The sequence below is a fragment of the Polaribacter haliotis genome, from assembly GCF_014784055.1.
Taxonomy (GTDB): Bacteria; Bacteroidota; Bacteroidia; order Flavobacteriales; family Flavobacteriaceae; genus Polaribacter; species Polaribacter haliotis.
Genome location: NZ_CP061813.1, coordinates 2,052,208 through 2,066,567, shown reverse-complemented (window position 1 = coordinate 2,066,567; position 14,360 = coordinate 2,052,208). Strand labels below are relative to the sequence as shown.

The 14,360-nt window shown below is 30.5% G+C and carries 11 protein-coding genes; 8 read left to right on the top strand and 3 right to left on the bottom strand.

Translation table 11 applies throughout. The features are described from left to right. The first annotated feature begins 15 nt into the window (after positions 1 to 15). Complete coding sequence (locus tag H9I45_RS08805) at positions 16 to 636, top strand: hypothetical protein (RefSeq protein WP_088354942.1); 621 nt, start codon at positions 16 to 18, stop codon at positions 634 to 636. Positions 637 to 640: 4 nt separating this feature from the next. On the opposite strand, the gene glpQ is transcribed toward H9I45_RS08805, so the two are convergent. Then, positions 641 to 1,540 (bottom strand): glycerophosphodiester phosphodiesterase, encoded by a 900-nt coding sequence (gene glpQ, locus H9I45_RS08800; RefSeq protein ID WP_254712582.1) that lies wholly within the window; start codon positions 1,538 to 1,540, stop codon positions 641 to 643. A 194-nt stretch (positions 1,541 to 1,734) separates the two neighbouring features. Here glpQ and H9I45_RS08795 point away from each other — a divergent pair, with 194 nt between their 5' ends. Beyond that, complete coding sequence (locus H9I45_RS08795) at positions 1,735 to 1,974, top strand: hypothetical protein (RefSeq protein ID WP_088354944.1); 240 nt, start codon at positions 1,735 to 1,737, stop codon at positions 1,972 to 1,974. Here H9I45_RS08795 and H9I45_RS08790 read toward each other — a convergent pair. Next, positions 1,971 to 2,945, bottom strand: coding sequence for an endonuclease/exonuclease/phosphatase family protein (locus H9I45_RS08790; protein ID WP_088354945.1), 975 nt, complete (start codon positions 2,943 to 2,945; stop codon positions 1,971 to 1,973). The two genes, H9I45_RS08795 and H9I45_RS08790, sit on opposite strands and share 4 nt — an antisense overlap. Positions 2,946 to 3,179: 234 nt before the next feature. On the opposite strand from H9I45_RS08790, the gene hflX reads away from it, so the two are divergent. Beyond that, positions 3,180 to 4,391 carry a GTPase HflX gene (gene hflX / locus H9I45_RS08785; RefSeq protein ID WP_088354946.1) on the top strand — a complete coding sequence of 404 codons (1,212 nt, stop codon included), beginning with the start codon at positions 3,180 to 3,182 and terminating at the stop codon, positions 4,389 to 4,391. A 79-nt stretch (positions 4,392 to 4,470) separates the two neighbouring features. Here the strand turns inward: hflX and H9I45_RS08780 are convergent, their stop codons facing one another. Then, positions 4,471 to 5,595 carry a CNNM domain-containing protein gene (locus H9I45_RS08780; RefSeq protein WP_088354947.1) on the bottom strand — a complete coding sequence of 375 codons (1,125 nt, stop codon included), beginning with the start codon at positions 5,593 to 5,595 and terminating at the stop codon, positions 4,471 to 4,473. A gap of 219 nt (positions 5,596 to 5,814) precedes the next feature. Between H9I45_RS08780 and H9I45_RS08775 the strand changes: the two genes are divergently transcribed. Genes H9I45_RS08775 through H9I45_RS08755 form a run of 5 tightly spaced genes read left to right on the top strand, consistent with a single transcriptional unit; the run spans position 5,815 to position 14,352 of the window. Next, positions 5,815 to 7,146 carry an alpha-L-fucosidase gene (locus H9I45_RS08775; protein WP_088354948.1) on the top strand — a complete coding sequence of 444 codons (1,332 nt, stop codon included), beginning with the start codon at positions 5,815 to 5,817 and terminating at the stop codon, positions 7,144 to 7,146. A gap of 57 nt (positions 7,147 to 7,203) precedes the next feature. Beyond that, positions 7,204 to 9,435, top strand: coding sequence for an alpha-L-fucosidase (locus tag H9I45_RS08770; protein WP_088354949.1), 2,232 nt, complete (start codon positions 7,204 to 7,206; stop codon positions 9,433 to 9,435). Positions 9,436 to 9,449: 14 nt separating this feature from the next. Further along, a complete protein-coding gene (locus H9I45_RS16330) occupies positions 9,450 to 11,843 on the top strand; it encodes an alpha-L-fucosidase (protein ID WP_140422770.1) in 2,394 nt (797 codons plus the stop codon). A 7-nt stretch (positions 11,844 to 11,850) separates the two neighbouring features. Next, positions 11,851 to 12,894 (top strand): alpha-L-fucosidase, encoded by a 1,044-nt coding sequence (locus H9I45_RS08760; protein WP_088354950.1) that lies wholly within the window; start codon positions 11,851 to 11,853, stop codon positions 12,892 to 12,894. Positions 12,895 to 12,897: 3 nt separating this feature from the next. Beyond that, positions 12,898 to 14,352, top strand: coding sequence for a sulfatase family protein (locus H9I45_RS08755; protein WP_088354951.1), 1,455 nt, complete (start codon positions 12,898 to 12,900; stop codon positions 14,350 to 14,352). The last annotated feature ends 8 nt before the right edge of the window (positions 14,353 to 14,360 follow it).

Below are 14,360 nucleotides of genomic sequence, written 5' to 3'. Positions count from 1 at the left end.
AATAAATAAAACTGAATGAGAACGAATAGTTTTACTATTATAATGAGCAAAAAATCTAACGCCGAGTTAGAAAATATTTTCGAAAATAAAGAGAATTATACAGAAGAAGCAGTGCAGGCTGTTACTTGGGAATTGGAAAATAGAAACATCATTGAAAAATCTGAGTTTATTATGGAAGAACCTAAGGTTAAAACTCCGGTTACAGTACATAAAGAACTTGTTAAGAATAAAGAAGATGAAAGTCCTTTTGAAGATTTAGAATTACCAACTTTATATTCTAAAAAGGCGATTCAAGGTTTTACAATTTTTTTTGGGACGCTGTTTGGAATGGTTTTATTAATGAGTAACTTAAAGAAAATGAATCAATCAAAAGTAAGAATCGAAGTTCTTGTTTTTGGAATAATTTATGCCATTGGATCATCAATTTTAGTTTTGAATTACTTACCTAAAACAATTTTTATCACACTACTTTTTAACATCATTGGTTATGCCATTTTAACCGAATATTTTTGGAATAAAAGTTTGGGTAAAGACTTAAAACACAGAAAGAAAAAAATATGGAAACCATTAATTATTTCTTTAATTGTTGTAGTTTTTGTAGTATTTCTTCAGTATTTATCAGAGCTGTTACAATAGTAATCTATTTTAAAAATTCAACAATTTTATCAGGAAAATCTGTAAATGCACCATCTACATTTGCATCAATTAATAAAGTTTGCATCATTTCTTCAAACGAATTAAATTCATCTAATTGGTCTGCTCTAAAAGTGTATGGATGTACTTTTAAACCCAATTCATGCGCATCTAAAACCAAAGATGTAAATTCCCATTTATCATTTATTTTTTTATCTAAAATTTGTTTGTACCAAGGTCCAATTCCATCTGCATAAGTTGCAAAATGTTTTAAGTTTTTAGCTTCTTCTGGAAATTCCATTAGTTGCACTAAAAATAAATCGGATTTCAATTCCTTGCGAATACTTTCCAATTCTTTCGCATCGAAACATTGTAAAATACAATTGTCTTTTTTGGTTTTGTAACCATAATCAGCAAGTATTTTTAAAACAATTTCAGTTAAATTTTTTCCTTCTTTTTTATGGAACTCAGGTTCTTTAATTTCTGGATAGATTCCAATATTTTTTCCAGTGGATTTATTTAAACCTTGTATTAGTTCTATTTCTTGTTGAAAAGAATGCAATTTAAAATTTCCTTTCCCTTTTGGGAATCGGTTTTTGTAAAATTGCTCTCCAGTTTTTGGGTTAAAACGTTCGGAAACTGCTAAAGTTTGCAATTCTTCAAACGTAAAATCAATTACATAATAACGATTGTCTTCTCTTTTTCTATCAGTGAATTTGGTTGCGACATCTGTAACATCATCCAAATAAATATCATGAATTACAATAGGAACATTATCTTTACTCAACACCAAATCTTGTTCGATATAATCAACATTCATTGCATAAGCCATTGCTTTTGCTTCCATAGTATGTTCAGGTAAATAGCCAGAAGCGCCTCTGTGAGCAATTACTATTTTTTTGTTCATTGGAGATTGTTTTTTAGTTTCATTACAAGAAATGAATAGCAAACCTATCAAAAATAATAAAATTGATTTCATTTAGAAAATGTATTTTTCCTGGAGTCCAGTCGAGAGGTTAATAATTAGGTTTCGACTTCGCTCAACCAGACATAATTACTAATTATCAAAAAATAAAGATAGACTTTTTGTAGTTTTGCATTATGAAGATTTTAATAAAAATACTTTTTATCGTTTTTTTAATTTGGTCAATACTTGGTGTTTATTTGATAAATACCGAGCACGAAAAAGCAAAAATAGTAATGGGTTTATGCGTTTTATACTTGTCTTTTATATTTATGCCAATTTTTATCTACTATAGATATAGAGATGGGAAATACAAAAAGTATATTATTAACGACGATAAATTAAGAAACGCTTTTAAACAACAAGGGAAAGGTTAATTTTCTTTTTTCAAAAAAGCATACACAGGAAAATGATCCGAAAAACCACCTTGATACCAAGGTCCAATATAAGTTCTAAATGGACTTCCTTTTAATTTTCCTTTAAATACTTTCAGCCATTTTTTATTGAAAACTTCTGCGTGTTTAAAATAAAGTTTGTTTTCAGTCTTCTCTAAAAAGTTTTTAGAAAATAAAATTTGGTCGAATAAATTCCACTTTTTATTATAAGTAGTAGTTCCATGTTTTTCTTTGTTTAATAATTTTTCCATCGGATTTATAAAATCATCAGAAGCCAAAGTTTGCAAACTTACACTTGTTGGGTCGTCGTTAAAATCGCCCATAATTATAATTTTAGCATCAAAACTTTGTGCTGTAATTTCAGAAATTATTGTTCTATTTAATTCAGCTGCTTTTATTCTTTTTGGTTCTGTAGTTTCAGAGCCATCTCTTCTGGAAGGCCAATGATTTACTAAAATATGGACTAGCTCTCCATGTAAATTTCCGGTTACTTTTAAAACATCTCTTGTATAATCTCTTACACCAGGCTCATTTTCTATCTCTAAAACAAAAGTTTTTGATCCTAAAAGTTCAAAAGCGTGTTTGTCATATAAAAGAGCGACATCAATTCCACGTTCGTCAGGAGAGTCGTGATGCACAAAACCATAAGGATGTTTTTTTAAGTTGGAAGAATTTACCAAATCTTCTACTACTTTTGCATTTTCAACTTCAACCAAACCAACAATTGCAGGTGGGTTTTTAGAACGATTCATTCCTAATTGAGAAATTACAGAGCCTAATTTTTTAATTTTTATTCTGTAACGTTTATTGTTCCATTTATACTTTCCACCTAAAGCATAATCATCATCTAGAGTTTTAGGATCATCAATTGTATCAAACAAATTTTCGACATTATAAAATGCGATAGTTGTAATTTTTTTACTTTGTTTTTTAGACGAAATGGATGGGAACATATAAAAAGTTTAGTCGTAAAAATAGGGAATTTATACAAGAATAATTTCTTAACATTAACAATAAGATTTCTTAATAAGAATTCTTCTTTAAAGAAACTTTAAGGTGCTAATTTTGTTTCGAAGTAAAGAATTTGAAAATTTTGAAACTGAATTTGAATTAATTAAGAAAACCTCGGCTTTTGTCGAGGTTTTTTTATGCTATTTACAATCTAAAACTTCGTATTTTTGTAATCTATGATAGACGCAAAAGAAGCAATCTCCGAAAAAGCTGTATTAATAGGTATTATTACACAACTTCAAGACGAAGAAAAGTCGGACGAATATTTAGATGAATTAGAATTTTTAACAGAAACTGCAGGTGGAGTTCCCGTAAAACGTTTTGTTCAAAAAATGGAAAGACCAAATCCTAAGACTTTTTTAGGAACTGGAAAATTAGACGAAGTAAAAGCATATATAGATTCTCATAATATTGGAACTGCTATTTTCGATGACGAGTTATCACCAGCACAATTAAGAAATATCGAAAAAATTCTCGATTGTAAAATCTTAGACAGAACGAATTTAATCTTAGATATTTTCGCACAAAGAGCACAAACAAGTTCTGCAAAAACTCAGGTGGAATTGGCACAACATCAATATTTATTACCAAGATTAACCAGGCTTTGGACGCACCTTGATAAACAAAAAGGGGGAATTGGAATGCGTGGACCTGGAGAAACAGAAATAGAAACAGACAGACGTATTATTAACGATAGAATTGTACTCTTAAAAAAGAAATTAAAAACGATTGATAAACAAATGGCTGTGCAACGTAAAAACCGTGGAAAAATGGTTCGAGTTGCGTTGGTTGGTTACACAAACGTTGGAAAATCTACGTTAATGAACGTAATTAGTAAAAGTGATGTTTTTGCAGAAAACAAACTCTTTGCAACTTTAGACACAACAGTTAGAAAAGTGGTGATTAAAAACATTCCTTTTTTAATGACAGATACTGTTGGTTTTATTAGAAAATTACCAACACAATTGGTAGAATCTTTTAAATCTACATTAGATGAAGTTCGTGAAGCAGATTTATTATTGCATGTTGTAGATATTTCTCACCCAAATTTTGAAGACCATATTGCTTCTGTAAATACCATTTTAGATGATATAAAATGTGCAGACAAACCAACTTTAATGGTTTTTAATAAGATTGATGCTTACCAACATGAAACCATAGATGAAGATGATTTGGTTACAGAAAGAACAAAAGAACACTACACTTTAGAAGATTGGGAAAAAACTTGGATGAACGATAAAGAGGAAGAATCTATTTTTATTTCTGCTTTAAACAAAGAGAATTTAGAAGATTTTAAGGAAAAAACGTATGAAGAAGTGAAGAAAATTCACATTCAGCGTTTTCCTTATAACGACTTTTTATATTATGAATATAAGGAGGAAGAGTAAGAGATAAAAAAAATATGTCTGCAAATTTTTTAAAATTTTCAGACATATTTTTATACTTTCTAATAAATAAGATTAACGCTTATATATTTTTTTCTAGGTTTCCATCCTCAATAATTCCCATTCTTTTTGCACGATTTTCCCAAGACTTTCTTGCCAAGGCTTGTAAATCTGCAACAGAATCGCTTTCGTCCATAATTTCTAAACCTAATAAAGTTTCAATTACATCTTCCTGAGAAACAATTCCGCTTACAGAACCATATTCATCTACAACCAATGCAATATGTTCTTTTTCTTTGATTAGTTTATCGAACAAATCTGGGATAGATAATTCTCTATCTGTCACTAAAATATTTCTTTTTATAGAAGCCAAAGTTTCTTTTCCATTTCCATTAATCATCGCTTCAAGTAAATTATCTTTTAGAAAATAACCTGTAACTGCATCTGGGTTTTCAGAAAAAACAGGAATTCTCGAGAAACGTAATTTTTTATGTTCTTTGTAAAAATCTTCAATCGTTTGGTTTTCATCAGCAATTTCTAGAACAACTCTTGGCGTCATTACATCATTTACTTTTATCTCTTTAAAGCCCAATAAATTTCTAATTACTTTGCTTTCATTTTCTTTAAAAACACCTTCTTTTTCAGCCATATCCGCCATTACTAAAAAGCTTTCTCTGCTTAAAATACTTCCATGACCTTTTCCGCCAATTAGTTTTGTGGTTAATTGTAAAATCCATAAAATACCTGTGTACTTTAATGGAAAAATCATAACATTTAAAGCTTTAGAAGTAAAGTTTGCCAACTGTTTCCAATAAGTAGCACCAATTGTTTTTGGTATAATTTCAGATGCCACTAATATTAAAATCGTCATAATTGTAGAAACGATACCAACCATTACATCTTCAGTAATTTTTAAACCTAAAATGGTTTTTACCTCAGTTCCATACATTTCTGCATAGGCAACTTTTGCTTGTACACCAACCAAAATAGCACCAACTGTATGTGCAACTGTATTTATGGTTAAAATGGCAATTAAAGGTTTATCTACATCTTTTTTAAAGATTTCTAATTGATTAGCATACTCTAAACCTTCACTTTTTTTAAGATTGATAAAAGTAGGAGTTATACTCAATAATACTGCTTCTAAAATAGAACACAGAAAAGAGAAAAATATAGAAATGGTGGCAAAAATTATTAGTAATGTCATGTATCATTATTTTGAATGGCAAAGTTACAAAATAAAAAACCTGAATAGTTCTAGACTTCATTCTAAATTTTTATAGTGCTAAATGAAGCTTTATAAATGTAAATTTAGGTTGTAAAGCAAAAATAGTATTAGTTGAGGTTCGTTTTGTTGTATTATTATATTTTAATATTTATAAATTTGTAAGGCTCATTATTTTATAACAATAAACAAGATATACAAATGAAAAAAGTAATACACTTTTTGGTCGTAATTTTTATTACTCAATCTATAATATCGCAAAACAATTACCAACCAACCAAAGAAAATTTAGAAGCGAGACAAGCATTTCAAAACGATAAATTTGGAATGTTTATTCATTGGGGCGTTTACAGTATTTTAGGAGATGCAGAATGGGTAATGACGAACCAAAACATTAAAGTAAATCGTTACGAATTATTACCATCTTTCTTTAATCCTATTGATTTCGATGCTAAAAAGATAGTGAAATTAGCCAAAGATGCTGGTATGAAATACATTACAATTACCACAAAACATCATGATGGTTTTGCGATGTATCATTCTAAAGTTTCGAAATACAATATTGTAGACAACACACCATTTAAAAGAGATATTTTTAGAGAATTAGAACAAGAATGCCAAAAACAAGGGATAAAATTATACGCTTATTATTCTCAGTTAGATTGGCATCATAAAGATTATTTCCCAAGAGGTTACACAGGAAAAGGAGTTGGTAGACCAGAATCTGGAGATTGGGAAAATTACTTAAAATACCAAGATGCTCAAATAAAAGAATTAGCAGAAAATTATAACATTGCTGGTTTTTGGTTCGATGGGTTTTGGGATATTTTAAAAGAAAAAGGACGTACACCTGAAACTAGAAAAGAAGGAGAGGATAAATGGAAAATTGAGCAAACTTATAAAATGATTCACGATGTAAATCCTAAATTATTAATAGGAAACAACCATCACTTAGCACCTTTTGAAGGAGAAGATTTTCAAATGTTCGAGAAAGATTTACCAGGAAAAAACACTACTGGTTTTGGTGGACTAAGTATTGGAGATTTGCCTTTAGAAACTTGTGAAACGATAAATCATTCGTGGGGTTTTAATCTTCAAGATGATAAACATAAATCTGTTAACGATTTAATTAAATATGTTATTAAAGCTGCTGGAAATAATGCTAATTTCTTATTAAACGTGGGGCCAATGCCAAATGGAGAAATCCAAAAAGAACATATTATGCGTTTAAAAGCAGTTGGAGAATGGCTAAAAGAAAATGGAGAAACAATTTATGGAACTCGTGGAGGAATTGTTCCTGCAACAGACGATTACGTGTCTACTCAAAAAAACAAAACACTTTATCTACATGTTTTAAATAATGAAATAGAAACATTAAAAATTAATGATTTTAAAAATCGTATTAAAAAAGTAGTATTATTTAAGGATAAAAGCAAGATAAAATTCAAACTCAAAAAAGGACAATTAATAATTAATCTTCCTGAAGTTGATAAGGATACTGTCGATACAATTATAGAAATTACGTTAAGATAAAAAGCGAAAATATTATTAGAAGTTGGTAAAAAATTATAAAATTAATAAAGTATAATTATGAAAAAATGTCTTGGATTATTTGTATTTCTTTTAAGCATAGTGTCTTGTAATACATCAAAAGAAGAGTTGCCTAAAACAAGTTCTACAATTGCAATTGATGCAGATGATACGAAAGATTCTATTATTTATAAAGCGGCACATGTTGTGCCAACTAAAAATCAATATGAAGCTTTAAAAAACGAATACATTGCGTTTATCCATTTTGGTCCCAACACATTTACGCGAATGGAATGGGGAAATGGAATGGAAGATCCAAAGATTTTCGATCTTAAAAATTTAGATACAGATCAATGGTGTAAAGCTATGAAAGATGCGCAAATGAAAATGGTTGTTATAACTGTTAAGCATCATGATGGTTTTGTATTATGGCAAAGTCGTTACACAAAACATGGTATTATGTCCTCTGGTTTTAAAGATGGAAAAGGAGATGTTTTAAAAGAACTGTCTGCTTCTTGCCAGAAATACGGTTTAAAATTAGGTGTGTATTTATCGCCAGCAGATTTATATCAAATTGAAAACAAAGAAGGTCTTTATGGAAATTTAAGTAAGTACACAGATCGTGAAATTCCAAGAAAAGTTGAAGGTCGTCCATTTAAAAATAAAACAACTTTCACTTTTAATGTAGATGATTATAATGAGTATTTCTTAAATCAATTATTCGAATTATTAACAGAATATGGGCCAATTCACGAAGTTTGGTTTGATGGAGCGCATCCAAAACGAAAAGGTGGACAAAAATACAATTACATCGCTTGGAAAAAATTAATATCAACCTTAGCTCCAGAAGCCGTTATTTTTGGAAAGCAAGATATTCGTTGGTGTGGAAATGAAGCTGGAGGAACAAGAGATACAGAATGGAATATAATTCCATATGAAAACAATCCTCATGAAATGAATAGTTTCGCAGATATTACAGGAAAAGATATTGGTAGCAGAGAAAAATTATACGATGCGAATTTTTTGCATTATCAGCAAGCTGAAACAAATACTTCCATTCGAGAAGGCTGGTTTTATAGAGATGAAGACAAGCAAAAAGTAAGAAGTGCAGACGATGTTTTTGATATGTACGAACGTTCTGTAGGAGGTAATTCAACCTTTTTATTGAATATTCCACCAAATAGAGAAGGTAAATTTTCTCCAGAAGATGTTCGCGTTTTAGAAGAAGTTGGGGAACGAATTAAAGAGACATATTCAACGAATTTATTTGCAGATGCTTCTGGTGCAGAAGATGCATTAGATAATAATACAACTACATACGAATTGTTAAATTCAGATAAAAAAGAAATCATCATTGAAACAAAAAATAATGTAACAATAAATCGCATAATTTTACAAGAAGCAATTGATAAATATAGCGAACGAGTAGAAAAACATGCGGTTGATGCTTGGGTAAATAATGCTTGGAAAGAAATAGTTTCAGCTACAAATATAGGTTATAAGCGAATTTTACGATTTCCAGAAGTAACCTCTAATAAGTTTAGAGTCCGTGTTTTAGAATCTCGTTTAAGTCCTGCAATTTCTATTATTTCAGCACATTATTATAAAACGCGTCCACCACAGTTAAGTATTACAAGAAACTTGGATGGTTTGGTGAGTTTTCAACCTAAAAAAGATGATTTTGGTTGGAAACCACATGGAGAAGATGTTTCAAAAAATATAAATTCTGGAATAGAAATAAGATATACAACAGATGGAAGTACACCTACTAAAACATCACAAATTTATAAAGAACCATTTTTAGTGTATTCAGGAGAAGTAAAAGCATTGGCTTTTTCAAAAGATGAAAAAGGAAGCGTTGCTTCGAAAGAAATTGGTATTCTAAAAAAGAAATGGAAAGTTTTAAATGAAGATAGTTGGACATCTACTCACGTTGGAGAATTTGCAATCGACGAAAATCCAACTACTTTTTGGATGTCGGATGAAAAAGGAAAATCGCATTTTATTGAAATTGATTTAGGTAAAGAAGAAACCTTAAAAGCTTTTGGGTACACTCCACAAACTAAAAATTCAAACGGAATGATAGAGCAAGGAGTTATAAAAGTGAGTAATAATGGTAAATCTTGGAAAACTTTCGAAAATTTCGAGTTTGGAAACTTAATAAACGACCCAACACCAAGAACACATTATTTTAAAAAACCAATGAAAACACGTTTTGTTCGAATAGAATCAAAAACGATTGCTGGGAGTAAAAAACAAGCATCCATAGCTGAATTAAACTTTTTTAAATAAATTAAGAATACTAAATGAAAATAAAGAACTGCCTTTTTATTATTCCAATTTTACTTTTTTCTGTTTTTGGAAATGCCCAAAATACTACAGACGATTTACGTTTGTATGATAAATTCGAGCCAATTTCTTCGGATAACATTTTTAAAACTGAAGGATATTACAATTGGGGAACCTCTATCATTAAAGGAAATGATGGAGAATACCACATGTTTTATTCCAGATGGAAAAGAGAATATTCATTTTATGGCTGGTTAACACATTCAGAAATTGCACACGCGACTTCTAAAAATCCTGCTGGCCCATGGAAATTTAAAGAAACCGTTTTAGAAGGTGCAAGAAAAAATAGGTGGGATGCAATTACAGCACACAATCCTAAAATAAAGTATTTCGAAGGGAAGTATTATCTGTATTATATTGCCACTAATTTTGGAGATAAACCATTTACAGAAAAGGAATTGGTAGAAACTGCACTCACAGGATATAGTCACCCTAATTGGAACATTTTACGTGTAAATCAGCGAACAGGAGTTGCAGTATCAAACTCAATTAACGGGCCTTGGAAAACAATGGACAAACCTTTAATTGAGCCTACTGGACCAATAACTACACTTACAGTAAACCCTGCAATCGATAGAGGGAAAGATGGTAAATATTATTTAATTGTAAAAGGAGATAAACCTAATGATAAGAATTTTGTTAGAAATCAGGCAATGTCGATTTCAGATTCGCCTTTAGGACCTTTCGAAATACAAGAAAAACCGGTTATAGATTATATAGATACTGAAGATATGTCTCTTTGGTATGATGAAACAAGGGAACGTTTTTATGGCGTTTTTCATGCCCATGGATTTATTGGAATGGTTACTTCTAAAGATGGTATCAATTGGAAAAAATCTAACGAATATGTTTTAATGCCGAAAAAAGTAAAAATGGCAGATGGTTCAGAATTGATTGCAGATAGATTAGAAAGACCATTTATTTATCATGAAAATGGAAAGCCTAAAGTGTTAAGTTTAACAGTGAAAAAAGGAGATGAATCTTACAGTATTTTTATTCCTATAAAAGAAAATAAATATCCTGTTCCAAATAAAAGACAAGTTGCTTGGCAAGAGGCAGAATTGGGTGTGGTTTTTCATTACGATTTGCATGTTTTTGATGGTATAAAATATGGTCAAGGAGGAAATAGAATAGATCCAATTCCAAATTATCAAATTTTTAATCCGCAAGAATTAGATACAGATCAATGGGTAAAATCTGCCAAAGATGCTGGTGCCAAATTTGCGATTTTAACTGCAACTCACGAAACGGGTTTTGCTTTGTATCAATCAGATGTAAATCCTTATAGTTTAAAAGCTTTAAAGTGGAAAGATGGAAAAGGAGATATTGTTGCAGATTTTGTGGCTTCTTGTAAAAAATACGGAATAAAACCAGGAATTTATTTAGGAATTCGTTGGAATTCATTTATGGGAGTTCATAATTTTAATGTAAATGGAGAAGGTGCATTTAGAGAGAATCGTCAGAAATGGTACAACAAAATGGTAGAAGGAATGGTGAAAGAAATTTGCACCAAATATGGAGAGCTTTTTGAAATTTGGTTCGATGGAGGAGCAGATCATCCAGATAATGGAGCACCAGATGTGTTGCCAATTGTAAGAAAATACCAACCAAATTGTTTGTTTTATCATAATGGACAATTGGCGGAAGCACGTTGGGGAGGCTCTGAATCTGGAACTGTTGGTTACCCAAACTGGTCTACATTCCCATATATTTCTACAGGTTCTGGAGAAAATGCACAAAAAGATATTTATAAAGACAATTATAAATTATTAAAACAAGGAGACAAAAATGGTGAATTTTGGGTTCCAGCAATGGCAGATACTCCTTTAAGAGGTTATAATGGTCGCCACGAATGGTTTTGGGAACCAGGTGATGAAGCACATATTTTTCCAGTGGAAGATTTAATGGATATGTATTACAAATCTATTGGAAGAAATTCAACATTAATTATGGGATTAACTCCAAATCCTGATGGATTAATGCCAGAACCAGATGTAAAAAGATTGAAGGAATGGGGAGACGAAATTAAAAGACGTTTCCAAAACCCAATTGCTTCAACATCTGGAAAAGGGAAAAAAATAACCTTAAAATTGAATAAAAAAACACCAATTAATCATGTAATTATTCAGGAAGATATTACAAAAGGAGAACGTATTAGAAGTTATATTGTTGAAGGTTTAATCAATGGAAAATGGACGATTCTTACAAAAGGCGAAAGTATTGGAAATAAAAGAATACAACAATTTAAAACAGTAGAAGTCAATAAAATTAGACTCAAAATTTTAAAAGCGGACAGAGAACCTCAAATAAAAAATTTGAGTGTTTATAATGTAAAAATATCTAATAAATAATTAAAAAATGAAAAATTTATTTTCAGTATTTCTTTTAATCCTTGTTGTATTTTCATGTACAAATAGCAATAAAGAAATCTTGCCAATTCCATCTACGAAACCAAATAAAGCGCAATTAAAACAAATTGAACGCAAATATGGAATGTTTATCCATTTTGGAATTAATACCTTCCATGATATGGAATGGACTGATGGTTCCAAACCAACAGAATCTTATAATCCTACAGAAATTGATGCAGAACAATGGATTAAAACTGCCAAAGATGCTGGAATGAAATACGTTATTTTAATTACCAAACATCATGATGGATTTTGTTTATGGGACAGTAAATACACAGAATACGATGTTGCAAATTCAGGAAATAAAACAAATGTAATAGAAGCAGTTGCAAAGGCTTGTAAAAAATACGATATCGGTTTAGGGCTGTATTATTCTTTGTGGGACAGAAATAAAAATGGCGATGTAAAAGATGTTTCTTTAGATGTAGATTATAATAAATACACCATAAATCAGCTAAATGAATTAATGGATATTACTGAAAAATATACTGATATTGTAGAGTTTTGGTTTGATGGAGGTTGGGTAAAAGAAAACAATCGTTGGCCAATTAAAGATATTTATCAAACAATAAAATCAAGAGAACCAGAATGTCAAGTTGGTGTGAATTGGACGATTGGGCTTCCAGAAAATCCAGATCATCATCCAGTATTACCAGCAGATCAAAAAGAAGGATTCCCAATAAGATATTTTCCAAGTGATTTTAGATTGGGCGACCCTTACTTACCTGCAAAAAACGATCCTAAAGTTTTTACAAATGAAGGAAAAGAATATTACATGCCTTGGGAATCAACGATTTGTATTAGTCAGCGATGGTTTTACAATACCAAAGACACTATTTTTAAACCTGTAGATAAATTAGCAGATTTGTACAAAGAAGCAACTGCACAAGACAATATTTTAATTCTGAATTGTCCGCCAAATCGTGAAGGAAAAATTAGAGAAAAGGATGTAGAATTGTTATTAGAATTGAAGAAGGAAATCAAAAAATAAATAATGAAAAAAACATTCGGCGTTTTCGTTTTTATAATGATTCTCTTTTTAGGTTGCAAACAACAATCTAAAAAAGAAAAATCTCAGATTTCAATAAATAAAAAACCGAATATTATTTTTTTGTTTTCCGACGATCAAACCTTTAAAGCAGTTCATGCTTTAGGGAACAAAGAAATTATAACACCAACTATGGATAAGTTGGTTGCAGAAGGCACCACTTTTACGCACGCTTATAATATGGGAGGCTGGAATGGCGCTATTTGTGTTGCATCCAGAGCAATGATTATTAGCGGAAGATCCATTTGGAGAGCACAACAAATTTCTGGAAATTACTCTAAAAATGAAGATTTAGATAAAACCTGGCCAAGGTTAATGGAAGTTCAAGGTTATGAAACTTATATGACAGGAAAATGGCACGTAAATGCAAAAGCAGATTCTATTTTTAACCATGTTGGGCATGTATTAAGAGGAATGCCATTTGACACTCCAGAAGGATATAATCGTCCGAAATCTAAAAATGATACACTTTGGAAACCGTGGAAAAAAGAATTTGGTGGCTATTGGAAAGGTGGAAAACATTGGAGTGAATTGGTAAAAGACGATGCTGTTTCGTTTATAAACGACGCTTCGAAAAAAGAGAATCCGTTTTTTATGTACATCGCTTTTAATGCACCACATGATCCTCGACAATCTCCCAAAAAGTATGTAGATATGTATTCTTTAAAAGACATTTCTATTCCTGAAAGTTTTATGCCAGAATATCCGTATGCAGAATCTATGGGAGCAGGTAAAAATTTACGAGATGAAAAATTAGCACCTTTTCCAAGAACGGAATATTCAGTAAAAGTAAACAGGCAAGAATATTACGCAATTACCACTCATTTAGACGATCAAATAAAAGATATTTTAAACATTTTAGAAGAAAAAGGGCTCAAAGAAAATACTTATATTTTCTTTACAGCAGACCATGGTTTAGCAATTGGCGAACATGGCTTAATTGGAAAACAAAATATGTACGACCATAGTATGAGAGTGCCTTTAATGGTTGTGGGACCCAATATTCCTAAAGGGAAAAAGATTGATGAAGATATATATTTACAAGATGTAATGGCGACTGCCTTGGAAATTGCTGGTATTGCAAAACCAAAGTATATTGAATTTAATAGTTTTTTAGATTTAGCAAAAACTGCACATTCAGCAAAAAAGTACGATGCTATTTATGGCACTTACGAAAAAGCATCACAAAGAATGATTCGTAAAGATGGTTTTAAACTGATTTTATATCCGAAATCGAAAACAATATTGCTTTATGATTTAGAAAATGATCCCAATGAATTGAATAATTTATCTGGAGATAAAAAATATCAAAATAAAGTTAAACAACTGTTTAATGAATTAATTCAGATGCAAAAAAATATGGGCGATCCATTAGATTTAAAAGAAGCATTCTCAATTTAATAATAGCT

What these genes read in the sequence shown, in the direction of transcription:
- H9I45_RS08780 (WP_088354947.1), bottom strand. Translation starts at nt 5,595, where the DNA reads ATGACATTACTAATAATTTTTGCCACCATTTCTATATTTTTCTCTTTT.
- H9I45_RS08805 (WP_088354942.1), top strand. Translation starts at nt 16, where the DNA reads ATGAGAACGAATAGTTTTACTATTATAATGAGCAAAAAATCTAACGCC.
- H9I45_RS08755 (WP_088354951.1), top strand. Translation starts at nt 12,898, where the DNA reads ATGAAAAAAACATTCGGCGTTTTCGTTTTTATAATGATTCTCTTTTTA.
- H9I45_RS08760 (WP_088354950.1), top strand. Translation starts at nt 11,851, where the DNA reads ATGAAAAATTTATTTTCAGTATTTCTTTTAATCCTTGTTGTATTTTCA.
- H9I45_RS08790 (WP_088354945.1), bottom strand. Translation starts at nt 2,945, where the DNA reads ATGTTCCCATCCATTTCGTCTAAAAAACAAAGTAAAAAAATTACAACT.
- H9I45_RS08795 (WP_088354944.1), top strand. Translation starts at nt 1,735, where the DNA reads ATGAAGATTTTAATAAAAATACTTTTTATCGTTTTTTTAATTTGGTCA.
- hflX (WP_088354946.1), top strand. Translation starts at nt 3,180, where the DNA reads ATGATAGACGCAAAAGAAGCAATCTCCGAAAAAGCTGTATTAATAGGT.
- glpQ (WP_254712582.1), bottom strand. Translation starts at nt 1,540, where the DNA reads ATGAACAAAAAAATAGTAATTGCTCACAGAGGCGCTTCTGGCTATTTA.
- H9I45_RS08770 (WP_088354949.1), top strand. Translation starts at nt 7,204, where the DNA reads ATGAAAAAATGTCTTGGATTATTTGTATTTCTTTTAAGCATAGTGTCT.
- H9I45_RS08775 (WP_088354948.1), top strand. Translation starts at nt 5,815, where the DNA reads ATGAAAAAAGTAATACACTTTTTGGTCGTAATTTTTATTACTCAATCT.
- H9I45_RS16330 (WP_140422770.1), top strand. Translation starts at nt 9,450, where the DNA reads ATGAAAATAAAGAACTGCCTTTTTATTATTCCAATTTTACTTTTTTCT.